Source organism: Loktanella salsilacus, from assembly GCF_900114485.1.
Lineage (GTDB): Bacteria > Pseudomonadota > Alphaproteobacteria > Rhodobacterales > Rhodobacteraceae > Loktanella > Loktanella salsilacus.
In genome coordinates this window covers 172,686-197,736 of the sequence record NZ_FOTF01000008.1, presented here as the reverse complement: position 1 = coordinate 197,736, position 25,051 = coordinate 172,686, and the positions used below count along the sequence as shown (strand labels likewise).

At 59.6% G+C, this 25,051-nt stretch carries 23 protein-coding genes and 1 tRNA gene; 6 read left to right on the top strand and 18 right to left on the bottom strand.

Features of this window, described 5'->3' with window-relative positions:
• The first annotated feature begins 276 nt into the window (after positions 1-276).
• Entirely contained in the window at positions 277-963 is a 687-nt protein-coding gene (locus BM131_RS09485; protein ID WP_090188812.1) for an HTTM domain-containing protein, read from the top strand.
• On the opposite strand, the gene dxs is transcribed toward BM131_RS09485, so the two are convergent.
• The 7 genes from dxs to BM131_RS09450 all read right to left on the bottom strand — a co-directional run bounded on the left by dxs (position 964) and on the right by BM131_RS09450 (position 6,805).
• Complete coding sequence (dxs, locus tag BM131_RS09480) at positions 964-2,877, bottom strand: 1-deoxy-D-xylulose-5-phosphate synthase (protein ID WP_090188809.1); 1,914 nt, start codon at positions 2,875-2,877, stop codon at positions 964-966.
• A gap of 10 nt (positions 2,878-2,887) precedes the next feature.
• Positions 2,888-3,751: a polyprenyl synthetase family protein gene (locus BM131_RS09475; RefSeq protein ID WP_090188804.1), complete on the bottom strand. Its 864-nt coding sequence runs from the start codon at positions 3,749-3,751 to the stop codon at positions 2,888-2,890.
• A complete protein-coding gene (locus BM131_RS09470; RefSeq protein ID WP_090188801.1) occupies positions 3,751-3,990 on the bottom strand; it encodes an exodeoxyribonuclease VII small subunit in 240 nt (79 codons plus the stop codon). Before BM131_RS09470 ends, BM131_RS09475 begins: the two co-directional genes overlap by 1 nt.
• Complete coding sequence (locus BM131_RS09465) at positions 3,971-4,912, bottom strand: histone deacetylase family protein (protein WP_090188798.1); 942 nt, start codon at positions 4,910-4,912, stop codon at positions 3,971-3,973. Before BM131_RS09465 ends, BM131_RS09470 begins: the two co-directional genes overlap by 20 nt.
• Before the next feature lie 101 nt (positions 4,913-5,013).
• Complete coding sequence (locus tag BM131_RS09460) at positions 5,014-5,502, bottom strand: hypothetical protein (RefSeq protein ID WP_090188795.1); 489 nt, start codon at positions 5,500-5,502, stop codon at positions 5,014-5,016.
• Positions 5,503-5,601: 99 nt separating this feature from the next.
• Positions 5,602-6,303 (bottom strand): response regulator, encoded by a 702-nt coding sequence (locus BM131_RS09455; RefSeq protein ID WP_090188792.1) that lies wholly within the window; start codon positions 6,301-6,303, stop codon positions 5,602-5,604.
• A complete protein-coding gene (locus BM131_RS09450; RefSeq protein WP_090188789.1) occupies positions 6,293-6,805 on the bottom strand; it encodes a MarR family winged helix-turn-helix transcriptional regulator in 513 nt (170 codons plus the stop codon). The genes BM131_RS09455 and BM131_RS09450 overlap by 11 nt, the downstream gene beginning before the upstream one ends.
• 152 nt (positions 6,806-6,957) lie before the next feature.
• Here BM131_RS09450 and BM131_RS09445 point away from each other — a divergent pair, with 152 nt between their 5' ends.
• Positions 6,958-7,827 carry a branched-chain amino acid aminotransferase gene (locus tag BM131_RS09445; protein ID WP_090188786.1) on the top strand — a complete coding sequence of 290 codons (870 nt, stop codon included), beginning with the start codon at positions 6,958-6,960 and terminating at the stop codon, positions 7,825-7,827.
• Between the two features lie 4 nt (positions 7,828-7,831).
• On the opposite strand, the gene BM131_RS09440 is transcribed toward BM131_RS09445, so the two are convergent.
• Positions 7,832-8,023, bottom strand: a complete 192-nt coding sequence (locus BM131_RS09440; protein ID WP_090188783.1) for a hypothetical protein — start codon at positions 8,021-8,023, stop codon at positions 7,832-7,834.
• Positions 8,024-8,134: 111 nt separating this feature from the next.
• On the opposite strand from BM131_RS09440, the gene BM131_RS09435 reads away from it, so the two are divergent.
• Positions 8,135-9,067, top strand: coding sequence for a formate/nitrite transporter family protein (locus tag BM131_RS09435; RefSeq protein WP_090188846.1), 933 nt, complete (start codon positions 8,135-8,137; stop codon positions 9,065-9,067).
• On the opposite strand, the gene BM131_RS09430 is transcribed toward BM131_RS09435, so the two are convergent.
• The 10 genes from BM131_RS09430 to BM131_RS09385 form a co-directional block, all read right to left on the bottom strand.
• On the bottom strand, positions 9,064-9,987 hold the full coding sequence (locus BM131_RS09430) for a DMT family transporter (protein ID WP_090188781.1): 924 nt from the start codon (positions 9,985-9,987) through the stop codon (positions 9,064-9,066). The two genes, BM131_RS09435 and BM131_RS09430, sit on opposite strands and share 4 nt — an antisense overlap.
• Before the next feature lie 101 nt (positions 9,988-10,088).
• Positions 10,089-11,246, bottom strand: a complete 1,158-nt coding sequence (locus BM131_RS09425; protein WP_090188778.1) for a PQQ-dependent sugar dehydrogenase — start codon at positions 11,244-11,246, stop codon at positions 10,089-10,091.
• Positions 11,207-12,283 (bottom strand): tRNA epoxyqueuosine(34) reductase QueG, encoded by a 1,077-nt coding sequence (queG, locus tag BM131_RS09420; RefSeq protein ID WP_090188775.1) that lies wholly within the window; start codon positions 12,281-12,283, stop codon positions 11,207-11,209. The genes BM131_RS09425 and queG overlap by 40 nt, the downstream gene beginning before the upstream one ends.
• A gap of 96 nt (positions 12,284-12,379) precedes the next feature.
• Positions 12,380-13,045 carry an FtsZ-binding protein FzlA gene (gene fzlA, locus BM131_RS09415; RefSeq protein ID WP_090188772.1) on the bottom strand — a complete coding sequence of 222 codons (666 nt, stop codon included), beginning with the start codon at positions 13,043-13,045 and terminating at the stop codon, positions 12,380-12,382.
• Positions 13,046-13,097: 52 nt separating this feature from the next.
• Positions 13,098-13,823 (bottom strand): monofunctional biosynthetic peptidoglycan transglycosylase, encoded by a 726-nt coding sequence (gene mtgA / locus BM131_RS09410; RefSeq protein WP_090188844.1) that lies wholly within the window; start codon positions 13,821-13,823, stop codon positions 13,098-13,100.
• Positions 13,824-13,928: 105 nt separating this feature from the next.
• Positions 13,929-18,461, bottom strand: a complete 4,533-nt coding sequence (gene gltB / locus BM131_RS09405; protein WP_090188769.1) for a glutamate synthase large subunit — start codon at positions 18,459-18,461, stop codon at positions 13,929-13,931.
• Positions 18,448-19,173 (bottom strand): hypothetical protein, encoded by a 726-nt coding sequence (locus BM131_RS09400; RefSeq protein ID WP_245754195.1) that lies wholly within the window; start codon positions 19,171-19,173, stop codon positions 18,448-18,450. The genes gltB and BM131_RS09400 overlap by 14 nt, the downstream gene beginning before the upstream one ends.
• Positions 19,170-20,639, bottom strand: coding sequence for an NAD(P)-dependent oxidoreductase (locus BM131_RS09395; protein ID WP_090188766.1), 1,470 nt, complete (start codon positions 20,637-20,639; stop codon positions 19,170-19,172). Before BM131_RS09395 ends, BM131_RS09400 begins: the two co-directional genes overlap by 4 nt.
• A 153-nt stretch (positions 20,640-20,792) precedes the next feature.
• On the bottom strand, positions 20,793-21,599 hold the full coding sequence (locus BM131_RS09390; protein WP_090188763.1) for an undecaprenyl-diphosphate phosphatase: 807 nt from the start codon (positions 21,597-21,599) through the stop codon (positions 20,793-20,795).
• A 9-nt stretch (positions 21,600-21,608) separates the two neighbouring features.
• Complete coding sequence (locus tag BM131_RS09385) at positions 21,609-22,586, bottom strand: complex I NDUFA9 subunit family protein (RefSeq protein ID WP_090188761.1); 978 nt, start codon at positions 22,584-22,586, stop codon at positions 21,609-21,611.
• A 155-nt stretch (positions 22,587-22,741) separates the two neighbouring features.
• Between BM131_RS09385 and BM131_RS09380 the strand changes: the two genes are divergently transcribed.
• The 3 genes from BM131_RS09380 (at position 22,742) to BM131_RS09370 (ending at position 25,004) form a co-directional block, all read left to right on the top strand.
• Positions 22,742-22,827: transfer RNA gene (locus tag BM131_RS09380), tRNA-Leu, on the top strand.
• 111 nt (positions 22,828-22,938) lie between these two features.
• The gene (locus BM131_RS09375; RefSeq protein WP_090188758.1) at positions 22,939-24,294 is read left to right on the top strand and encodes a phospholipase D-like domain-containing protein; all 1,356 of its coding nucleotides are present in this window, start codon (positions 22,939-22,941) and stop codon (positions 24,292-24,294) included.
• The gene (locus tag BM131_RS09370; RefSeq protein WP_090188755.1) at positions 24,291-25,004 is read left to right on the top strand and encodes an endonuclease/exonuclease/phosphatase family protein; all 714 of its coding nucleotides are present in this window, start codon (positions 24,291-24,293) and stop codon (positions 25,002-25,004) included. The genes BM131_RS09375 and BM131_RS09370 overlap by 4 nt, the downstream gene beginning before the upstream one ends.
• Positions 25,005-25,051: the final 47 nt, after the last annotated feature.

Genomic DNA, 25,051 nt, shown 5'->3' with positions numbered 1-25,051 from the left:
GCCGCGGCGACAGCCTGCGCCTTGAACTCATCAGACCAGCGACGACGCTCTCCGACGGGCGCACCGTCAAGACGTTCGACGACGGCTTCGATCAACTGAAAGCTACCATGCGTAGGCATAGGCGTAGGACTGGTCGTAGACATAAAACCCCGGCGCTTGCGTGAACGTCGCAAACCTACCAAGGAATAGGCCGCCCTTTAACCCACGGGGCTGCCTTGTCGCTTACGATATCGTGTTTCAATCCACGCCTATACCGGCTGACGGATCTGCCAAAGCATGACCTTCGACGCCGCGATAAGAGCGACGGAAATCCTACTGGCGCTGGCTTTTTTTCAGCAGTCAGCCGAGCATATCATCCCTTCTGGCTCCGTCAGGCTGCTTTTTCTACCGCGCGCGATTGGCAGCCTATTGGTGCTGGTGGGGTTTCAAACTGACGTAGCATTGCTGCTGCTGTCCCTGCATTCGGCAATTGTGCTGCATCACTATCAGGGGCCCTATAACGGCGGCAGTGACCGAATGGGGCTGCTCGTTTTGTACTGCCTCACGCTTGCGCATTGGCTGCCCGCGGGTTTTTCGGCGCAGATGGCCTTTGGATACCTCGCGATACAGGTCGTGCTGTCCTATTTCATGTCTGGTCTGGTTAAGATCACGAACCCTGACTGGCGCAGCGGCCAAGCCTTGCAGGATGTCTTCGCATTCTCGGCCTACCCCGTGTCCGAATCCCTGCGTCTTTTAGCAGATCGGCCCCGACTGCTACATACCGGCGCATGGGCCGTTATGCTGTTCGAGCTCGCGTTCCCCATGGGGTTTGTGCACCCAGCGCTGCTGAAGATCACACTTGCGATCGCATTCGCTTTTCACGTGGCAAACGCCTGCTTGTTCGGGCTGAACCGGTTCGTCTGGTTTTGGGCTGCGTCCTACCCATCGCTTTTTTGGCTTCAGGCGCAGATCTTTCCGCCTTGATCAGGCCCGCTTCCCAATCACGCCGACGCCCAAAACCTCTAGTACCTTCGCCTCGATATCTGACGCGTTCAGGCCCGCCATGGCATACATGTCCGCAGGGCTGGACTGGTCGATAAAGGTATCGGGTAGCACCATGGACCGGAACTTTAACCCGGTATCAAACACCGCCTCATCCGCCAGCAACTGCGCGACATGGCTGCCAAAGCCGCCAACGGCACCTTCTTCGATCGTGATCAGCGCGTCATGGTCGGCTGCCAGTTTCAGGATCATGTCCCGGTCCAGCGGCTTAGCAAAGCGGGCGTCAGCGATGGTCGGCGTAATGCCCTTAGCGCCCAAGGCTTCGCAGGCTTGTTCAACCTCTTGCAGCCGGGTGCCAAAGGACAAGATCGCAACCTGTTTGCCTTCGCGGATCATGCGGCCTTTGCCGATTTCCAGCGGCTTGGCATCCACGGGGATTTCAACGCCGACACCTTCACCGCGGGGAAAGCGGAACGCGATGGGGCCGTCGTCATGCGCGGCTGCGGTGACAACCATGCGCACCAATTCAGCCTCGTCTGCGGCTGCCATCACGACCATGCCTGGCAGGTTCGCAAGGAAGGCTACATCGAAGGACCCCGCATGCGTCGCGCCGTCGGCCCCAACCAGACCCGCCCGGTCGATGGCAAAACGCACCGGCAAACGCTGAATCGCCACGTCGTGGACGACCTGATCGTAGCCGCGTTGCAAGAAAGTGGAATAAAGCGCGCAAAACGGCTTCATCCCGCCCGCGGCAAGACCCGCACAAAACGTCACGGCGTGCTGTTCAGCAATACCTACGTCAAAGCAGCGGCTGGCGTAACGCGCCATGAATTTATCGAGGCCGGTGCCATCTGGCATCGCAGCGGTGACAGCAACGATCTTGTCATCCTTCGACGCCAGATCAATCAGCGTATCGGCAAAGACCGACGTATAAGACGGCGCATTGCTTTTCGCCTTTTGCTGCTCTCCGGTGATGACGTCAAACTTGCCGCGCGCATGGCCCCGGTCTGCGGCACCTTCGGCGGGTGCAAACCCTTTGCCCTTTTTCGTGATCGCATGGATCAGGATCGGCCCGGTTGCGCGGTCCTTGACGGTGCGCAGAACAGACAACAGCTGCTCCATGTCATGCCCGTCGATGGGACCGACATAGGAAAATCCCAGTTCTTCGAACAGGGTACCGCCGACGGTCATATGCTTGAACATATCCTTGGCGCGCTTGGCGCCTTCACGGAAAGGCGGCGGCAGAAAGGATACGGCCCCCTTGGCAGCGGCCTTCAGATCCTGAAACGGGCCTTCCGCATATAGACGCGACAGATAGGACGACATCGCACCGACAGGCGGGGCAATCGACATCTCGTTATCGTTCAGGATCACGATCAACCGCTTGCCCAAATGACCCGCGTTGTTCATCGCTTCATAAGCCATGCCAGCAGACAGCGCGCCGTCGCCAATCACCGCAATGGCATCGCCGGGATCGCCGCCCAGATCGCGTGCGGCGGCAAAGCCCAGCGCCGCACTGATCGAGGTGCTGGAATGCGCCGCGCCAAAGGGGTCAAACGGGCTTTCGCTGCGCTTGGTAAAGCCAGACAAGCCATCCTTCATCCGCAGGGTCCGGATGCGGTCGCGCCGCCCGGTCAGGATCTTGTGCGGATAACACTGGTGCGACACGTCCCAGATGATCTTATCGCGCGGCGTATCGAACACTGCATGCAGCGCCACGGTGATTTCCACCACGCCCAGACCCGCCCCAAGGTGGCCGCCCGTGGCAGCAACCGTCGCAATCGTCTCGGCCCGCAGTTCGTCCGCAAGGCGGCGCAATTGCGCGTCAGACAGCCCCTTCATATCCGCAGGCACATGCACACGGTCAAGGATCGGCGTATTTGGGCGGTCGGTCATGATCGTGTCCTTACTTGTCGCGCGCGATGACAAAGCGGGCAGCATCCTTTAGCGCATCTGCACGTGTCCCAAAAGAACCTAGTGCGTCGCAGGCAGTGTCCACTAAATCCACCGCACGCCGCTTTGCGCCGTCCAGCCCCAGCAAAGAGACAAAGGTTGCTTTGCCAGCAGCGGCATCTTTGCCCACCGCCTTGCCGACCGCATCCACAGACCCGGTTTCATCCAAGATGTCGTCCGCGATCTGAAACGCAAGGCCCAGCGCATCGCCGTAAGCCTTAAGTGGCGTAATATCCGCCTGCGCGATCCGCGGTCCGGCGCAGCAAGCCCAAGTCATCAGCGCGCCGGTTTTACCCGCCTGCAGCGTTGTAATCTGGTCCAAAGTCAAAGCGGGGCCTGTTTCGGCGGCAATATCCAGCGCCTGCCCCAGCACCATACCGCCAGCACCTGCGGCCTGCGCCAAAGTTAAGGCAAGCTCTGCCCGGGCTTCGCCCGCCACACCAGCCCCCGGCGCGCAAACCATCTCGAAGGCGAGCGCCTGCAGGGCATCGCCGACAAGGATCGCTGTCGCTTCGTCCCATTTGCGGTGCACTGTGGGCTGGCCGCGGCGCAGATCGTCATTGTCCATCGCGGGCAGATCGTCGTGCACCAGCGAATAGGCATGTAGCGCCTCGATCGCTGCGGCCGCATGACCGGCGCGGTCGCCAACATCATACAGGCGCGCGCTTTCCAGCACCAAAAACGCCCGCAACCCCTTACCGCCGCGCACCGCATACAGCATGGCGTCGCGCAAAGGCACGTCTGGCACTGGCGTCAGCGCAAGTTCAATCAGCCGCTGCGCCGTCGTGGCGTCCAACGCCAGCTGATTAGTAAACATCACGGATCCAGCGGAGCCGTGCCAGCCGCCTGACCATCAGGACCAACAGTAATCTTGGCGACCTTTTCCTCGGCCTCGCTCAGTTTCGTCTCGCAACGCTTTTTCAATGCGGCACCGCGTTCATACAGCGCAATACTGTCATCCAGCGCGACATCGCCGCGCTCTAACTTACCGACGACCTGCTCTAGCTCGCGGATCGCATCCTCGAACGTCATTTCTTCAACCGGCGTTTCTGCCATCGCTCTGCTCCCTCAACACGTTGACATGCGCGGCGGCACAAGCCCCCAGCGCCGTCAGGTCATAACCGCCCTCTAGGCACGACACCACCCGCCCGGCGCAGTGTTTATCCGCCAGATCACAAAGTGCTTGCGTGATCCACGTAAAATCATCCTCGACCAATGCAAGCCCCGCCAGCGGATCGTCACGATGCGCGTCAAACCCAGCCGAGATGATGATCAAATCAGGCTTGAATGCATCAACCCGCGGCAGCACACGGCGCTCCATCGCGGCGCGAAATCCGCGACCATTGGTCCCCTCATCCAGCGGGACGTTGACCACGTTGTCATCAACGCCAGTCTCATCCGCCGCCCCAGTGCCCGGATAAAGCGGGCTTTGATGGGTCGAACAGAACAAAATACGCGGATCATCTTCGACCAAATCCTGCGTTCCGTTGCCGTGGTGCACGTCGAAATCGACAATCGCGACCCGCCGCAACCCGTGGTGATCCAGCGCATGTTTGGCCGCAATCGCCACATTGCCGAAAAAGCAAAACCCCATCGCGGTCGTGCGCTCTGCATGGTGCCCCGGCGGGCGCATCGCGACAAAGGCATTCGCGACATCGCCGCCCAGCACCAAATCAACGGCCCGCACAGCACCGCCAGCGCTGCGCCACACAGCGGCCAAAGTGCCCTGCGACATATGTGTATCCGCATCCAGCGACACCCAACCTTCAGTAGGTGCCGCGCGGCGGATTGAATCAAGGTGTGACTTCGGATGTGCCCGCAAGACGTCATCTTCGGCGGCCATCGGCGCGGACACTCGGTGCAGATCCATGCCTTGCAGCGCGCCAAGGACAGCGTCCATGCGGGCCACCTGTTCCGGGTGGCCGGGCGGCGTGACGTGATCAAGGCAATCGGTGTGGGTAATCAGTGCTGTTTTCATACCACTACCAAAGCGAAACCACAGCCCAAGGACAAGTCACTTCATCTGGCCAAACAAACTCCCGCCGGAGGCACCTCGCCTCCGGCAGGCCGTTCGACCGCTTATTCGGCTTCCTGACAGATCAACGCCTCTTCCAGCGCGGCCATCGTGCCGGTCAGGTCGATTGTCATGACCGAACCGGAGCTATTCGCGAGATCCATCGTCTGACGGGCAGCAATGTCGAACAGGAAATCTTCGCTGTCGAAATAGATATCAGCACCCGGCACACCATTCAGGTACATGCCCGTGGCTTCACCCTCGTATGGTTCGCCATCCAAGGCGAAGGTCACGGGATAGGTCGCGCCTTCTTCAATGTCGCCCCATGCCATGTTGAAGGCGGTCAAATAGCCCATGCCAGCGTTGTTATCAAAACCGATGCGGACGACGGACCCGTCAGTGAATTCGGACTGGATCAAACAACCATCGCCCAGCGATGGGTCCCACATCACGTCCCAGCCCCCGGCCGTACCCCAGTTTTCTAAATCTTGGGCATACGCTGCACCCGCCGATAGCAAAGCAAGGGTGAGCACCGTCATCATTGGCTTAAACATGTTTCTCTCCGATCAAATGTTTGTGTCCAAACGATCGGTCATCAACCCTACTAAGTCTGCAATTTTCACGCGCCGCCTAACCTAAAGGCCGAATTGTCGCTAATCAGGTGCCAACATATACCCCGCCCCGCGCACCGTTTGCAGATAGCGAGGTTGCTTTGGATCCGCCTCAATCTTGCGACGCAGACGCGTAATCTGCACGTCGACAGCGCGTTCCTGCGTTTGTCCACCAGACCGGCTCAGCTCTTCCACCAACTCTAACCGCGTCACAGGCTCGTGCGGGCGGGCAGAGAAGATGCGCATCAGCTGGCTTTCCGTCGCCGTCAGCCGCACCAAACCGTCATCGCGCCGCATTTCACCCTTGGTGATGTCATACCGCGCAGGCCCAAGTTGCAGAACGGTCTGGGCAATTGGCTGCGCCTCTGCCTGCGGGGCGCGGCGCAGGATCGCATTGATCCGCAACAACAGCTCTTTGGGCTCAAAGGGTTTGGCGAGGTAATCGTCAGCCCCGGCCTCTAGCCCGGCAATCCGGTCCTCTGTCTCTCCCCTCGCGGTCAGCAGCATGACGGGGGTGCCGGTGCGGTGCCGCAGGTCGCGGCAAAAGCTGATGCCGTCCTCGCCGGGCATCATCACGTCCAGAACGATCAGATCAAAGGCAAGCCCGCCCAGAATGCGCCGCGCATGGGCGGCGTCGCGCGCTACCGTCACTAAAAACCCGGACCGCACCAGAAACTTGCGTAGCAAGCCGCGAATGCGTTCATCGTCGTCAACAATCAACAGATGGGGTTCATCAACGCCCATCAGGTTTATCCACCAATGCCAGATAGTGGTGCCGCATTTCGTCGTCCATCATCGCCTCCAAGACTTGTCGAAAGCCGGCGACAGCTGCCGGGCCCGCAGCGCGATAAGCGCTGCGCATCCGGTCCCGCTGCGCATCCGACAAGCTACGCTCTAACGCAGCGCCTTTGTCCGTCAGATGCAGGTGCCGTTCTCTCTTGTCCCTTTTCCCTACAGTAGACGATACAAGACCGTCCGCGATAAGGCTACGCAACACACGATTAAGGGATTGTTTCGTAACACCAAGGATCGCCAATAAATTATTGACCGTGGTTCCGGGGCTACGATGTATAAAATGGATCGCCCGGTGATGCGCCCGCCCGTACGCCAAATCCGACAGGATCCGGTCCGGGTCAGCGGTGAACCCGCGATAGGCAAAGAACATCGCCTCGATCCCCTTGCGCAGCTGTTCATCCGTCAGGAACAGCAATGTCTGCCCCGAGGTGCCTTGCGGTGTCTGGTTCATATGCGCGCCCTCGGTGAGTTCCGGCAGTACAATACGTCAGCCTTGTTGACATGACTAGACTCAACTGGTAGCGAAGCGGCACAAATTGCGCAACTTTATGTCCGAAACGGACATAAACGCGATACAAATGCAAAATAGGAAGGAGTTTGGCCATGGATGGCGCCTATGACGACCGCGACGGTAAAATCTGGATGGACGGCCAACTGCTTGATTGGCGCGATGCAAAAGTCCACGTTCTGACCCACGCCCTGCACTACGCGTCCTCTGTTTTCGAAGGCGAGCGCTGCTACAACGGCAAGATCTTTAAAGACCGCGAACATGCAGAGCGTCTGCACTTTTCGGCCAACTGCCTCGACTTTCAAATCCCGTATACCGTCGACGAGTTGATCGCTGCCAAGGCTGAAACGCTGCAGGCGAACGGCCTGACGGACGCCTATGTGCGCGCCTTCGCATGGCGCGGCGCTGGCCCAGACATGGGCGTCGCATCCGCGCGCAACCCGGTGCGCACGGCGATCGCGGTGTGGTCATGGGGTAATTACTATGGCGATGCTAAAACCAAAGGTGCGAAACTGGACATCGCAAAATGGAAGCGTCCCAGCCCCGAAACGATCCCGCATCAGGCTAAAGCGGCCGGTCTGTACATGATCTGCACCATGTCCAAGCACGCCGCAGAGGCGAAGGGCTGTTCCGACGCCATGATGTTCGACTATCGCGGCTACGTGGCCGAGGCGACGGGCGCGAACATCTTCTTTGTCAAAGACGGTGAAGTGCACACGCCCAAGCCCGATTGCTTCCTCAACGGCCTGACCCGTCAGACCGTCGTTGGCATGCTGCGCGACAAGGGGGTCACCGTTCACGAACGTCACATCATGCCAGAAGAGCTGGAAAGCTTTCAGCAATGCTGGCTGACCGGAACGGCTGCCGAAGTCACGCCCGTCGGCCAGATTGGCGACTACAACTTCGAAGTCGGCAAGCTGACGCTAGACATCGCTGCCGACTACGAAAAGCTGGTGCGGGCTTAAGGTCCTAAACCTGTTCGGGCGTGCGTGCCTTAACCCATCCCGCAATCAGGCCACCCGGCCGGTTGCGGGACCTTGGCCGCCGCAGCAGGGCCTCTGCCGCGGCATTGCGATGATCGCGGCGCGCCAGACGCAGGAACCGTTCTAGCCGCTGGCTGCCGTCCTTTGTTTCGATGTGATCCAGTGGATGTCGTGCCATAATCGTATCCTCCTGCCCCCTGTATACACTAAAACGCCCCATTCTCGAAATCGCGCTGCTTGACGCACCCCAGATCTGCGCCATTTCCTGCTGACAAGAGTGAGGATGCGCATGAATAACGAGATTGAACCGGAACTTCGCCGCGCTGTCAGCGAAAACGAAGCCCACCGCCAGAAGGCCGTATCCGATCGCGTCGAACAGGAAGCCAACCTGCCCGACGAAGAGGAAGCCGTCCGCGAAGCATCACACCTGTCGGCCAAGCTGGTCTATCAAGTCGTGCGCCGCGAAGGCGACGAAGAGCTGCGCCGGCCCAATTCCTCGCTTTTCTGGTCCGGCATCGCGGCCGGTGTCTGCATCAGTTTTTCCGTCATCGGCGAAGGTCTGTTTAAGACCTACCTGCCGGAAACGACTTGGCTGCCGCTGCTTGAAAGCCTTGGTTACACGTTCGGCTTCTTGATCGTGATCATCGGGCGCATGCAATTGTTTACCGAAAACACATTGACGACAGTGCTGCCGCTGTTCGCGCGCCCCAGCTTTTACAATCTGTGGTGCGTTGCGCGGCTGTGGGGCATCGTGCTCGGGGCTAACGTGATCGGTTGTTTTATCGCCGCCGCCTTTATCGCCTATATGCCCACGTTCGAGCCTGAAATGCTGACCAGCATCACCGAGATCAGCAAACACGCGACCGAAAACAGCGCATGGATCGGGTTTGCTAAGGCAGTCCCGGCTGGCCTGCTAATCGCCGCCCTTGTCTGGATGCTGGCAGCAGGAGAGCAGGAAAACTTCTTTATCATCATCCTGATGACATGGCTGATCGCCGCAGGCGGCTTTACCCATATCATCGCAGGCTCGGTGGAAATGGGTTTCTTGATTCTGACCGGAGAGTTGGGACTTTTCGCCGGTATCTTTGGCTTCTTTATCCCTGTCTTCCTTGGCAACGTCGTCGGGGGCACCTTGGTGTTTGGCCTGATCACCTGGGGCCAAGTCCGCGAAGAAGTGCGCGATGCCAGCGACGCCAGCAAGAATGGCACCAAGTCGCGTTAATGATGCCCCACGGTCCCGGTAACCTTACGTTGCCGGGCCCGCTTTAGCCCCAAATGGCGTTCGCGTAGAATGATCATCAAGCCTGCCGAAATCACGATTGCAGCGCCGATCATCATCGTGACGGTCGGCACTTCGTCAAAGATGAAATAGCCCACAATCAATGCGAGTAGCATTGAGGTATAATCGAACGGGGCCACCAAAGACGCATCGGCAAAGCGATAGGACGAAGTCAGGAAAATCTGCCCAATCCCGCCCAGCAACCCGGCCATGATCAACATCACCCACTGGGATGCACTTGGCCATGCCCAGCCCCACGGCAATGTCAGCAGCGACAGGCAGGTCGCTGTCACAGAAAACCAGAAAACGATGGCAGCGGTATCTTCGGTAAACACCAGTTTACGCACAAACACCTGCGCGAGCGCGGCGCAAACTGCGCCCATCAGCACCAACATCGCACCCAATGTCTGCGCGTGATTGACCGACGCGCCCATGGAAAACCGCGGGCTTAGCACGATCAGGACGCCAATCAGGCCCAGCGCAACCGCCGATAGCCGAAAGGCGCGCACCTCTTCGTTCAGAAACATTGCCGCAAAGATGACCACCAGAAGCGGCGCAGCATAGCCAATCGCCGTCACCTCTGGCAGCGGCAGCAGACCCAGACCTGCAAAACCGAACCCCATCGCAAGCGTACCAACCAATCCGCGCCAAACATGGCCCATCGGCTGCTTTGTTTTCCAACCGTGGCGCAATTCATGCCGCATCGCCAACCAGCCGATAATGATCGGCAGCGCAAACAAGCTACGGAAAAACACCGCCTGCCCCGGCGGAATATCAGTCGAGGCCGCTTTGATCAGCGATGCCATCCCGACAAACACCATGACCGAGACGATTTTGTAGCTAATTCCGCGCAAGGGCTGCATAGAAAGGACCCCTTTCGCCGCGACCCTATGCCTGCCAGCGCGCGGATAAAACCCCACGACATCGCCCTTGGAAAGATTTTATCGGGCCACGCGGAACGCGCTTAGCGTCCCGGCGTCACCCGCAAAATTTGTCCCGGATCGGCATCGATCAATACCAGCAAATCGCCATTATCCAGCACCTCGACGTCGCGCACACGGCCGACGTCCTGCAACAGACGTTCTTCACCCACCACACGGCCATTTTGCAGCCGCAGCCGCGTCAGCGAGCCGGGGTTCAACCCCGCGATCAGCAAATCACCCTGCCAAGGCGCATAGCTGCCGTCATAGAAACCCATGCCGCCCGGCGCGATCACCGGATCCCAATAATAGACGGGTTGTTCCATCCCCTCCATCACGGCCTGACCAGAGCCAATCGGGCTGCCATTGTAATTCACACCATAGGAAATAACCGGCCAGCCATAGTTCGCGCCCGGTTGCGGCTGGTTCAACTCGTCACCGCCGGCAGGGCCATGCTCCATCGTCCAAAGTTTGCCGTCCGGCCCCAATGTTGCGCCTTGCACGTTGCGATGGCCATACGACCAGATGCTCTCATCCGCGTCCTGCCCTGCGAATGGATTATCCTGCGGCACCGATCCGTCCGCATTCAGCCGGATCACTTTGCCATAGGTCGTGTCCAGATCCTGCGCGAGCTGCCGGTTCGCTTGGGTAAAATGCTCACCCGTGGTGATATATACCTTGCCGTCCGCCGTCGGTACGATCCGGCTACCATAGTGCGCATAGGTATCCGACGGCGGCCCCTGCACAAAGATATCCCGCACATCGGTCAGCGTCGTGCCTTGCAACACAGCCCGCGCAGCCGCCGTCACAGTGCCACCTGGCACACCCTTTGCATACGTCAGAAAGATCACGCCGCTTTGCGCAAAATCCGGGGCGATCGCGACATCAAGCAACCCGCCCTGCTGCCGCGCATCGACCTGTGGCACCCCATCAATCGGACCTGACAGCGTGCCATCTGCCGCAACCCGGCGCAGTCGACCCGGCCGTTCTGTCACCAGAAACGTCCCATCCGGCAACTCTGCAATGCCCCAAGGGTTCGCCAATCCTTCTGCGAAGGGTGCAACCGTCACAGGCGTCGCATCCAGCGCCGGTGCCCGCGTCTGGTTCTCGAACGCAGGCTCGAAAGAGGCGTTGCGGTCACCCTGCGCGACCTGCGCAGCGGCTATTGTTGGGATGAAGGCGATAAGGGCGGCAAGTCGCATGGTGGCTCCAGTCCTAGCTGTGCCAAGGCCCAGGATGCGGCATCAGCCACAGTGGCATCGGCGTCGGTCATCAGCGGGGTCAACACCTGTGCCAAGGCGGGGTTCCCGCTATTCCCGATAGCGTAGCAGACATTTCGCACAAATCGGTTGCGACCAATGCGCTTGATCGGGCTACCCGAAAACCGAAGCCGGAACGCCGCATCATCCAGCGCCGCCAATTCCGCCAAGGGCGGTGCCCGCAGATCATCCCGCGCCGCCAATCGCGCATCACGCCCCTGCACCGCAAACTTGTTCCAAGGACAGACCGCCAGACAATCGTCGCACCCGTAAATCCGGTTCCCCATCTTCGCGCGCAGATCAGGGTCCACCGGACCACTATGCTCAATCGTAAGATAGGAAATACACCGCCGCGCATCCAGCTGATAAGGCGCGGGAAACGCCTGCGTTGGACAAACATCAAGGCAGGCCGTGCAACTGCCACAGTGGCCGACTTCGGCCTCATCAGGTTCTAGATCGACAGTCGTGAAAATCGCGCCCAGAAAAACCCAGTTCCCCAGATCGCGCGCCAAAAGATTGGTATGCTTCCCCTGCCACCCTAAACCAGCAGCCTGTGCTAGGGGCTTCTCCATCACAGGTGCCGTATCAACGAATACCTTGATCTCCGCCCCAGGGACCTGATCGATCAGCCAGCGACCGACGACCTTCAGCCGCTTCTTAACCACATCATGGTAATCGCGCCCCTGCGCATAAACAGAGATCGCTGCGCGGTCCCGGTGCGCCAGCACGGCCAGCGGATCGACATCCGGTGCATAGTTTTCCGCCAGCATGATAACGGATCGCGCCTGTGGCCATAGCGCCGTTGGATCTCCGCGCCAGGCCATGCGCTCGGCCATCCAGCCCATCTGCCCATGACGCCCCGCATCCACAAAGGCCGCAAGCCGCTCAGCTGTCTCAGGCACCGCCCCCGGACGGCATACCCCTACCTTGGCAAACCCAGCCTCCAGTGCAAAGGCGCATAGATCAGCTTTCAGCCCCATCTTTCACCTGAACGAAAATATGTCGGGGGAGTCGCGCCAGCGACGGGGGCAGAGCCCCCAAAAACGGGTGGGTGGGCGGGCCGACCCACCCGGCTCTTAAAAATCAAGGTTCGCATAATGCGACGGCGGCAAGAAGCCCGGCACTTGATCAGCCAGCAGCGACCGAAACGCAGGCCGCGATTTGATCTTGGCGTACCAGTCCTTCAACACCTCGGACCGGTTCCAATCAACATCACTGATATAATCCAGACAGGACAACTGCGCCGCCGCTGCAAAATCAGCAAGGCTCATTTCATTCCCGGCCAGCCAGCGGCGGTGCTCTAATAGATGCGTCATATAATCCAGATGTAACCGCATCGCCCGGCTGCCCGCTTTCACGTTGGTGCTGTCGGGGTATCCCGTACCCATCACCTTGCGAAAGACACGTTCACCCAGCAGTTTCTGGGTACACTCGGTATAAAACTTGTCGTCGAACCACCCGACCAGACGTCGCACCTCGAACCGCGAATCGGCATCGCGAGGCATCAGTGGCGGGTTTGGGTGCGTCTCTTCCAGATACTCGCAAATTGCGGCGCTCTCGCTCAGCAACTTGTTGCCCAGCCGCAAGACAGGGACCTTGCCCGCGGGGTTCCGGCGCAGGAAATCACTATCCTGCTCCCAGTAACGCTCCTCGACCAATTCAACCTCGATCCGTTTCTCGGCGAGGCTCAGTCGGACCTTGCGTGAAAACGGCGATAGCGGGAAATGATAAAGACGGTTCATGGTGCTCTCGGGGACAGGAATGCCCCCTCAATGCCGCACCTTGGCCGCGCATTCAACTCTGGAAACAGGCCGCCCGCCCGTCGGCCCTGATCGTTGCAGCGCCATCAAGGATACTCGCAGACCGCCTACGCTGCGCAGACGTGGGATTTGCGGCGTCCCGGCCCTTGGGATCAGGCAAGATCATCGCCAGCCGTGCGGCCTGCACAGCAGACAAATCAGCGGCATCGACGCCAAAGTAATGCTGCGCTGCGGCCTGCACGCCAAAGACGCCTGTTCCGAACTCTGCCACATTCAAATACAACTCAAGGATTCGCCGCTTGCTCCACAGCGCCTCGGTCAATGGCGTCCAGACAGCCTCTAGCGCCTTACGGGTCCAATTCCGGCCCTGCCATAGATAGACATTTTTCACGACTTGCTGCGAAATCGTTGACGCGCCCCGGTCGCTCCCCGCTGCCAAGGCTGCCCGAATGGCCGCCACATCCAGCCCCCAGTGCAGGCAAAAATTCGCGTCCTCTGCCGCGACGACAGACCGGACCATAACGGGCGCAATATCGCCGATCGGGGCCCAAACCTGCGCCACACCGCCCAGCCTGCGGCCTTCTGCGAACATGTAAGGCGTCGTTGGCGGGTTCACGACTTTGTACAGCAGAGTCAATAAAACCACTGCTGCGATGACCCCAAGGCAGATCCGAAACACCCAGCGCCGCACGCGCAGGTGCAAGCGCCGCTTGGGCGCAGGAGCGTCTTTTGATTTTCGCGTTTTACGGGTTTTTGCCATGACGCCCATAAGTCACGGCGACCGCCCCCGGGTCAAGATTGCCAAAACGAAAACACCCCGCCGCGCGATGTGCGTGGCGGGGTGTCTTTTCAAACGAAGGCCGATTTACTCAGCTGGGATCGCCTGCTCTTCATGGCTCAGCGGTGCCTTCAGATGCACCAGCATTTCCTTGGGGCAAACCTGCAAGAAGTTGCCTTTTTCGCTATCCCAATGCTGCAGGATCTCGCTGGCTTTGCGGCTGCCTGTCTCGGCGGCATGCCGTTCAATCAGCGACTTCAGCTGCGATTCCCAGTGATCCACAGTGACCTGGCAAGTCACCAGCGTTTCAGGGTTAATCAACTCGGCAGAAGTGCCTTCGGGATCGTACAGATAAGCCATACCGCCTGTCATACCGGCACCAAAGTTCGCACCGATGGACCCAAGGATCACCGCCACACCGCCGGTCATGTATTCACAGCCATTGGTGCCGCAGCCCTCGATCACGACATGCGCGCCAGAGTTTCGCACGGCAAAGCGTTCACCCGCGCGGCCAGCTGCGAACAGATAGCCCTTGGTCGCACCGTACAGCACCGTGTTGCCGATGATCGTATTCTCGGACGCGACCAGCGGGCTTTGCATCTGCGGACGCACCACGATGGTACCACCCGACAGACCCTTACCGACGTAGTCATTGGCGTCGCCGCTGACTTCCAGCTTCAGGCCATGCACCGCAAAAGCACCCAGCGACTGCCCCGCACTTCCGCGCAGTTTTACTGTCAGGTGATCATCCTGCAGGTCGTTGTTCATGCCGAACCGCTGAACGATATGGCTCGACGTGCGCGTGCCGATCGTCCGCAGAGTGTTTTGCACTGCATATTCCAGCTGCATCTTTTCACCATCTTTCAGGAAGCGTTCAGCGTCCTTCACAATGTCGACGTCCAGCGTATCCAGCACAACGTTGCGCGGCTGCGCGCGGTCGTACTTGATCTTGGACGCGCCATCGACGGTAATCAGCAGCGGGTTCAGGTCCAGATCGTCAAGGTGGGCAGAGCCACGCGAAACCTGCGTCAGCAGGTCCGCCCGGCCAATCACCTCTTGGATCGAGCGGGCACCGATGGACGCGAGGATTTCCCGCACTTCCGTCGCATAGAAGGTGATCAGGTTCACAACCTTGTCGGCATTGCCCACGAACTTTTCACGCAGCGCCGGGTCTTGGGTACACACGCCCACCGGGCAGGTGTTCGACTGACACTGGCGGACCATAATGCAGCCCATCGCGATCAGGGCGGCGGTCCCGATGCCGTATTCCTCGGCCCCCATCATCGCAGCCATGACGATGTCACGGCCTGTGCGCAGGCCGCCATCCGTGCGCAGCGTGATCCGCTCGCGCAGGTTGTTCATCGCCAGCACCTGATGCGCCTCGGTCAGACCCATTTCCCACGGCAGACCAGCGTATTTGATGCTGGTTGCAGGGGACGCGCCCGTGCCGCCGTTGTGGCCCGAAATCAGGATCACGTCAGCCTTGGCCTTAGCCACACCAGCAGCAATCGTGCCGACGCCGGACGACGCCACCAACTTGACCGTCACCTTGGCGCGCGGGTTGATCTGCTTCAGGTCGTAGATCAGCTGCGCAAGGTCTTCGATGGAATAGATGTCGTGGTGCGGCGGCGGGGAAATCAGCGTGACGCCTTTGGTCGAATGGCGCAGACGGGCGATCAGGTCCGTGACCTTCATACCGGGCAGCTGGCCACCCTCGCCGGGCTTTGCACCCTGCGCGACTTTGATCTCAAGCTCTTCACAGGCGTTCAGGTATTCGGCAGTCACACCGAAACGGCCCGAGGCGACCTGCTTGATCTTGGCGGACGGGTTGTCGCCGTTCGCCTCTGGCAAGAAGTGTGCGGGATCTTCGCCGCCCTCGCCGGAGTCAGATTTTGCGCCGATGCGGTTCATCGCGACGTTCAGCGTCTTGTGCGCCTCTGGCGACAGCGCGCCAAGGGACATGCCGGGCGTCACGAACCGCTTGCGGATCGCGGTGATGCTTTCGACTTCCTCGATCGGGATCGCCTTGCCCAGTGGCTTGATCGCCAGCAAATCGCGCAGGTGGATCGGCGGATTCGACTGCATCGCTTTGCTGAATTGCTGCCACATCGCATAGGACGACTTGGCACAAGCCGCCTGCAACATGTGCATGGTCTGCGCTTCCCAAGCGTGCTTTTCACCGGACCGGCGGGACTTGTAAAAGCCACCGATGGGCAGAACCTGGTCAGTCTGGCGCCAGCCATGGGCGTGCACGGCCTCTAGCTTGGACTGAATACCGTTGATGCCGATGCCGGAAATGCGCGACTGCATGCCAGGGAAATACTCAGCGACCATAGCGCGGGACAGGCCCACAGCCTCGAAGTTCAGACCGCCGCGATAGGACGACAGGACCGAGATGCCCATTTTCGACATGATCTTCAGCAGACCGGCGTCGATGGCAGCGCGGTAGCGGCCAACAGCTTCGGTCAGGGTGCCATCAACCAAACCGCGGTTCACACGGTCGGCAATGCTGTCCTGCGCAAGATAAGCGTTCACTGTGGTCGCGCCGCAGCCGATCAGGACGGCAAAGTAATGTGGGTCGATACATTCAGCAGAGCGCACGTTGACGGAACAGAACGTCCGCAGACCATTGCGCGTCAGACCCGAATGCACGGCGCTGGTCGCAAGGATCATCGGCATAGCAACGCGGGTTTCGGACTGGTGCTGATCCGTCAGGACCAAGTGACCGGCACCGGAACGGACCGCATCCTCTGCCTCTGACCGGATACGCTCTAGCGCATGGGCCAGCGCATGATCGCCGGGCTCGAAGGTACAATCGATGATCGAAACGGTTTCGCCGAAATGCTTCATCATCTCGTCGAATTCAGCGTTGGCGACAAACGGGCTTTCCAGCACCAGAATCTCTGTCTGGCTGCTGTCTTCGTCCAACACGTTCTTCAGGTTACCAAACCGCGTCTTAAGCGACATGACGCGGCTTTCACGCAAGCTGTCGATCGGCGGGTTCGTGACCTGAGAGAAGTTCTGCCGGAAGAAATGCGACAGCGGACGGAAGGTCGTCGACAGCACGGCAGAGGGCGTATCGTCGCCCATAGACGCGATCATTTCCTTGCCGTCCTCGGCCATCGGCGCAAGAACCTGCTCTAGCTCTTCAATCGTGTAGCCAGCGGCGCGCTGACGACGGCGCAGGACTTCACCGTCAAACATCGCCTTTTCAGGCACGTTCTTTAGCAGATCAGACAGTTCGACGACCTTTTCGACCCAGGCCCCAAACGGCTGGGCGACGGCCAGCTTATTTTTCAGCTCTGTGTCGTGGTACAAACGGCCTTCGGCCATATCGACGGCGATCATCTGGCCAGGGCCAAGCGCGCCTTTTTCGACGACCGTTGCTTCGTCCACGGGGACCATGCCGACTTCGGAACCTGCAACCAGCAGGCCGTCACCCGTTACGACATAGCGCATCGGGCGCAGGCCGTTACGGTCAAGACCGCCGCAGACCCAGCGGCCATCGGTCATCGCCAGCGCGGCGGGGCCGTCCCACGGCTCCATCACGGCGTTGCAATAGCCGTACATGTCCTGCCAGCTTTGCGGCATTTCGGCCTGCTGCTTGGACCATGCCTCTGGCACCATCATCGTCTTGGCCATCGGCGCGTTACGCCCAGCGCGCACCAGCACCTCGAACACGGAATCCAGCGCAGCAGAGTCGGACGCGCCCGACGGGATAATCGGCTTGATATCGCCAGCAGCCTCGCCAAAGGCAGAGGACGCCATGCGGATTTCGTGGCTGCGCATCCAATTTACGTTGCCCTTAAGCGTGTTGATCTCGCCGTTGTGGGCCAGCATGCGGAAGGGCTGCGCCAGCGACCACTGCGGGAAGGTGTTGGTGGAATAGCGCTGGTGATAGATCGCAAAGGCGGATTCAAACCGCTGATCCATCAGGTCGGGGTAGAAGACAGCAACCTGTTCGGCCAGCATCATACCCTTGTAGATGATCGAACGGGTCGACAGCGAACAGATGTAGAAGCCCGCAACGCCAGCGGCAGTCACAGCTTTTTCAATGCGACGACGGATAATGTACAGCTCGCGCTCGAACTGCTCTTCGTCAATATCGCCCGTGCAACGGATCAGGATCTGCTCGATCTCTGGCCGCGTCGCGTTGGCCTTTTCGCCAAGCACTTCGTTGTTCACGGGCACATGGCGCCAGCCATAGATCCAGTGACCCATCCGCAGCACTTCGGCCTCTACGATGGTGCGGCAGCGTTCCTGCGCAGCGAAATCGGTGCGCGGCAAGAAGATCTGACCAACGGCAATCCGCTCGCCTTCGGCATGTTCGTGCCCGGTGCGGCGGATTTGATCGTGAAAGAACGCCTGCGGGATTTGAACGTGAATACCCGCGCCGTCGCCTGTTTTGCCATCGGCGTCGACAGCACCGCGGTGCCAGATCGCTTTCAGCGCGTTAATTGCCTTTTCGACGACGTCGCGGGATGCTTCGCCTTTAATCGACACCACAAGACCAACGCCGCAAGAGCTGTGCTCGTCTTCTTCGCGATAGAGGCTGTTTTCAGCCATCCACTTGCGCTTGGCTTCGGTCGCGGCAACCCAATTTTCATCATAGGTGGTCATTGGAAATCTCCTTGGGTGTCAGGGCGGGGGCGGACGACAGGACCGCGCCGCAATCGAATTTCGGGTTGGCGGATAGAAAACCGGGTTCCCCCGGAAAGATGAACTGCACCGGGCGGTCATCCTTGTCGAAGGAATCGTCCGGAGAGGTCACCGTGGTGGTTCCGCCGATAAAACTGCGCCATTCGGCGTTGACGAATTCATTGCCAGCGGACGACCACAGCTCTGTCCCGTCGGGGCCATAGGCGGTGATATTGTAGTCTGTCTGCTGCAGGACGACGTCGTCGATGATGACGGTCCGGCCGGTCAGGCGATCCTCGCCCACGTAGCGGGTCAGGCCGATTTCGTCAGAGTTTGTCTGGAAATCGTAGGTATCGACACCCTTGGCTAGCAGCTCTGACAGCGACGCTGGGTCAGCAGGAGAGGACTCTAACTCTTCACGGTGGTCGGTAAAGGGATAGAAACTCGTCAGCCATTGCGCATCGCGGTCGGTGCTACCGACAAAGTTTAGGCCGTCTTCGCCCAAGCTAACGCGGCGCTTGATGCCCTCTGGATCACTTTCGCAGGTAAAGTAGTGCTCGACCGCGCAGCTATGGCTTTGGATCGTCACAAAGGCATTGCACCCCTGCGGCAGGGCAAATGTTTCTGCGGCCAAGGCGGGGCCGCAGGTCAGGATCGCAAGGGCGACCGATGGGGACAGCGCCCCGCGCATCATTCGGCAGCCACCGCACCGGCTTGCGACAGGTAGTCCATGATCGCAGCGGCGCAGTCGCGGCCATCCTTGATCGCCCAGACCACAAGGCTTGCGCCGCGCACGATGTCACCGGCCGCATAAACGCCATCGAGGGACGTTTTACCGGTGGTAAAATCAGCTTTGACCGTACCCCAGCGTGTGACTTCCAAGCCGTCGACGCCCCATAGCGCAGGCAGGTCTTCAGGCTCGAAGCCCAGCGCTTTGACGACAAGGTCCGCCTCTTCGACGTAGTGCGCGCCGTCGATCAGTTCCGGGCTTTGACGGCCCGTCGCGTCCGGCTGGCCAAGGCGCATTTTGTCGACAACAACACCGCGGAGTGGGCCGCTGATGGCGCGGCCGTCGTTCAGGTTTGCCGCATCGTCCACGAACATCTTGGGCGCGGACAGCCAGACGAATTCCACGCCTTCTTCTTCGGCGTTCTGCACTTCACGCTGAGAGCCGGGCATGTTGTTGCGGTCGCGGCGATACAGGCACTTAACAGAGGTCGCGCCCTGACGGATTGCGGTGCGGACACAGTCCATCGCCGTGTCACCGCCGCCGATCACGACAACCTTTTTGCCGTTCGCGTTCAGCTCGCCAGAGTTGTATTCAGGGACTTCATCGCCAAAGCTGACGCGGTTAGACGCCGTCAAATAGTCGATCGCGCGCACGATGCCGTCGGCCTCGGCACCGGGGTTGTCCAGATCGCGGGTTTTATAAACACCCGTCGCGATCAGCACAGCGTCATGCTTGCCACGGATTGCGTCGAACGACAGGTCTTCGCCCACATTGCAGTTCAGCACGAATTCCACGCCGCCGTCTTCCAGCTGCGCCATGCGCTTCATCACGACGTCTTTTTCCAACTTAAAGCCGGGGATGCCGTATGTCAGAAGGCCGCCCCCGCGGTCGTAACGGTCATAAACCGTGACCTGAATGCCCTGACGGCGCAGCATATCCGCCGCGGCAAGGCCGCCGGGGCCAGCGCCGATGATGCCAACGGATTCGGTCCGCTCTGAGTGCGGGCGGATCGGCTTGACCCAACCTTCGTCAAAAGCAGTGTCGGTGATGTATTTCTCGACCGCGCCAATGGTCACGGTGCCGTGGCCGGATTGTTCGATGACACAGTTGCCTTCGCACAGGCGGTCCTGCGGGCAAATGCGACCGCAGATTTCTGGGAACGTGTTCGTCGCCTGGCTAATTTCATAGGCTTCCTGCAGGCGGCCTTCTGCTGTCAGGCGCAGCCAATCGGGAATGTTGTTCTGCAGCGGGCAGTGGGACTGGCAATAGGGCACGCCGCATTGGCTGCAACGGCTTGCCTGCTCTTCCGCTTTGGCGGCCGCATACTCCCGATAGATCTCGCCGAAATCTTCGGTGCGGTCATCAGCAGACCGCTTTTCCGGCATATCCCGGCTGACGGTCGTGAACTTGAGCATCTTTTGGCCGGCCATAGTCTTCTCCATCCTCGCGTTGAAGACGTTCTATGACGCGCGCAAAAGAAAGAAAAGGCAGCCTTGCTGACCTATATTGCAGAAAATGACAGGCTTTCGCCCAAACAACGCACTTTATTTGCCCATATAGGTCAGGAATAGTTACCTAATAGTCTAGAAGCCCATAGAGAGTGCGACAAACGCAACGGACCCGACGATGATTCGCCACCAGCCGAACAGGCCGTAGCCGTGGCGACTGACAAACCCAAGCAGCCACTTTACGACGAAAACGGCACTGATGAATGCGCAGATCAACCCAACCACGATCTCGTTCACCGCTCCAGCGTCTAGAAGGTCGCGGTTTTTGTAGATGTCATAGGCAAAGGCGCCAGCCATTGTCGGCAGGGACAGAAAAAAGCTGAATTCAGCGGCGGCCCGCTTACTGGCACCCAACATCAAGGCGCCAACGATGGTCGCGCCGGACCGGGATACGCCAGGGATCATCGCCAGACACTGCACAAAGCCAATAATCAGCGACATTTTGACGGGGAACGCAGTGGCGTCATCGTGGCGTGGTTCTGGCGCGATCTTATCCACAAACAGCAACACAACGCCGCCAAGCACCAGCATCACGGCAATCAGACGCGGGGTTTCAAACAGTACGTTTTTGATGAAGTCATGCGCCAGCACGCCAATGAAAACAGCGGGCAGAAACGCAACCAGCACTGACAGAATAAACCGCCGCGCCGCAGGATCGCGCGGCGCATCCCGGAACACTTGCCACAGCTTTCCGAAGTAGATCGTCAGCAAGGCCAGAACGGCACCTAGCTGAATGACGACCTCGAAGGTTTTTCCTGCGCTTTCAAAACCCAAGAAGTGCCCAGCCAGTAGCAAATGCCCGGTCGACGACACGGGAATGAACTCTGTCAGCCCCTCAATCAAACCCAAAAATGCGGCGATGAGGGTGGTATGCGTTTCCATGATTTATGACTACTTTAGGTTTTTCGCGCTGTTCTTAATCTCAGCGTATTGGCCGGAGGGACGAAAGCGCCACAGATAGTCAGGAAGCACCGACACCATCGACCGCGGCGTCAGACCCAGATCGGCAAAGCCGCGCGCATCGTCCGCGACGACATTATCAACCGCAAGGTTGCGGACTTGATCTGTCGTCAGCGGCGGGGTGAACAGGCCCAGCGACAAAGTCTTCGCCAGTCCAAAGCCTGCAGCCATGGCGCGCGCCACAAAGAACGGGATGTTCGCGACAATCCGGTTGCGCTGCACAACGGTCAGCATCGTCTGCATTAACTCGCGGAAGGTGGCGACATCGGGCCCGCCCAGCTCATACACACCGCGCGCGGACGAATCGCCCAGAGAGGCGACGACAGCCGCAGCGACATCATCAACGAACACCGGCTGGAATTTCGTATCCGCACCAACGACTGGCAGCACTGGCCCCATGCGGGACATGCCAGCAAAGCGGTTGAAAAAGTCATCCTCTGGCCCGAACACGATCGACGGACGCAGGATCACAGCGTTTGGCATATACTCTAGGACTGCAGCTTCGCCTGTCGCCTTGGTGCGGGCGTAGTCGCTGTCTGCTTCCGCATCCGCGCCAATGGCAGAGATATGGAGCATCTGCGCGACACCTTCTTCGCTGGCGATCCGTGCGATACGGCCCGGCGCCTCGGCCTGAACGGCCTTGAAGGTGTTTTTGCCGCTTTCAGCCAGAACGCCAACGCAGTTCACAACAGCATTGGCCCCTTTAGTGACCGCGCGCACACTATCATCGTCGCGAATATTGCAAAAGACAGGCTCTACCTGACCGACGGCACCATAGGTGCGCACGAACATAGCCTCGTTCGGGGTGCGACATGCGACGCGGATGCGCCAGCCGTCCTTGGCCAGACGGCGGGCGATATATCGTCCGACGAAACCGGAACCGCCGAAAATGGTGACAAGCTTGGTCATTTAAAGCCTCTTTCGCTGCTAAACGCGGTTTAAACCCGCACCCTTCATCAGACAAGCCGAAACGCCGCTTGGCTGCTTATGAGGAATTATCGATTTGGTGTGAAATTCGCGTTGACACTCCCCCGCCCTCCTTCTAAATCCCCCTCACGACACCTGCCCAGGTGGCGGAATGGTAGACGCGCTAGCTTCAGGTGCTAGTGTTCGCAAGGACGTGGAGGTTCGAGTCCTCTCCTGGGCACCAGTCGGATGGCATTGATTTGTAACGCAAATCAGCCACCGACTTTCACTACCATCCCCAACACAGATTGACCTGCAGACAGGCATAACTTAGCCCTGATCGCAGGAGGACACAGTGCCGTTCAACTGGTTGATCACCCATGCCGAAATTGTCCTACTCAGCGCACTCGTCCTGTTCGCTGCGGCCTTTTTGCTGCAACAGCGCAGATCACCGCAGTCGACAGCCGCTTGGCTGTTGTTCCTGATTTTCGCCCCCTACATCGCCGTGCCAATTTTTGTGGCGCTTGGGGTGCGAAAGCGGCCGCCGGGGACGGATGCCCTGCATCTGGAACAAATTGGCCAACAGGTGCCCGCGTCTGCCGTCGATACGATGCTGCGCAGCTATCACCTTCCGGGCGCGTCAGGCGGGCACGACTTTAAATTGTTAAATCAACCCGATGCAGCCCGAGAGGCATTGTTTGACCTGATCAATGAGGCACAGGAGCAGATCGACGCCCTGTTCTATATCGTTGCGAACGATCACATCGGTCATGATTTTCTGACTGCGCTGACCGCAAAAGCGCAGCAAGGCGTGCGTGTGCGACTGGTCATTGACCGGCTTGGCACCCTGAATGCCCCCACTGCCGCATTGAAAAAGCTGAAAGCTGCGGGCGGCGAAGTGCGGTTCTTCTCTCCGCTGACGCAGGGGTTGATGCGGGGGCATCTGAATTTGCGCAATCACCGCAAACTGATGGTCGTCGATCAAAAGGCTGCCTTTGGTGGCGGCATGAATATTGGTAAAGAATACCTGACCAGCGGCGATCATACTTGGGCCGACCTTGCCTTTACCCTCCGCGGGCCTGCCATTGCGTCCTTTACCCAGCTTTTCGCGTCGGATTGGCGCGCCGCAGGCGGCACAGAGGAGGCGATTGCTAGCCCCAGCCAGCAAGTCAGCGGCGATGCCGTTGTGCAGCTGGTCCCCTCTGGCCCGGACCTGCGCCATGACGCGCTGCACGATGCGCTGCTAAACGCCATTCACCGCGCCAATACCCGCGTTTGGATCGCGACACCTTATTTTCTGCCCACTGACAGCCTAAGCGAAGCGCTTTGCGTTGCCGGACGACGCGGTGTCGATATCCGCATTCTGATCCCGCGCACGTCGAACCAAAAGATCGCCGATTTCGCACGCGGTGCATATCTGCGCGATTTGCAGGCGGCGGGCTGCCAAGTCCTTTTGTTTAATAGCAGCATGATGCACGCGAAGGCTGGAATCATTGATGACTCTGCATATGTCGGGTCAAATAACTTGGATGTGCGCAGCATGTTGCTGAACTTTGAAGACGCACTTTTTGTGCACGACGCGGACAGTGTGCAGACCTTGGCAAACTGGTTTTTAAACCTCGCGCCCGATTGCGACGTTGGGATCGCGCAAGCCAGCACGCTGCGCCGCATCGGCGAAGGCTTGTTCCGCGTCGGAGCGCCCATTCTATGAGCAATCACGCCGATCTGCTGCACGTCGTCAGCTATAATATTCGCAAGGCGATGGGGACCGACCGCCGCCGTGATCCGCATCGCATCCTGACGATCCTGCGCGAAGCCGCACCTGACATTGCGATCCTGCAAGAGGCTGACCTGCGCCTTGGTCAACGCCCAACCGCCCTGCCCCGCGACGCCATCGAAGACGCAGGATTCGTACCTGCCGCGCTGGCGGAAAATACCGTCAGTCTAGGGTGGCATGGCAATGCGATCCTGATCCGGCCTGATTGGCCGGTGATGTCGATCGACCGGATCGTTCTACCGGGGCTAGAGCCGCGCGGTGCCGTGGCCGCGGTCGTCGATTCGCCCTTTGGCCCTTTGCGGATCGTCGGTTTGCATCTGGGCCTATTGCGCAGGTCCCGGCTTGGCCAGCAGCATGCGGTGCTGGACTGGATGGCGGATCAAGACGACCACCCCACGATCATCGCCGGCGATCTGAACGAATGGTCCGCGCGGCGCGGGTTGGGGCCATTGACGCGCAAGTTTGGTCTACGCTCTCCCGGGCACTCGTATCACGCCCGCTGGCGCCTGGCCCCGCTGGACCGGATCGGCATGTCGGACCATTTTGAAATGGATGATCTGGACATGATCGACACGAACCTAAGCCGCATGGCGTCAGACCATTTACCGCTTAGCGCCAAGATCGCAGTGCGCCGCGCGCCCTAGCGACCCTTGAGGACCGTGCGGGGCCTGGCTAAATCCCGGTTAGGGCT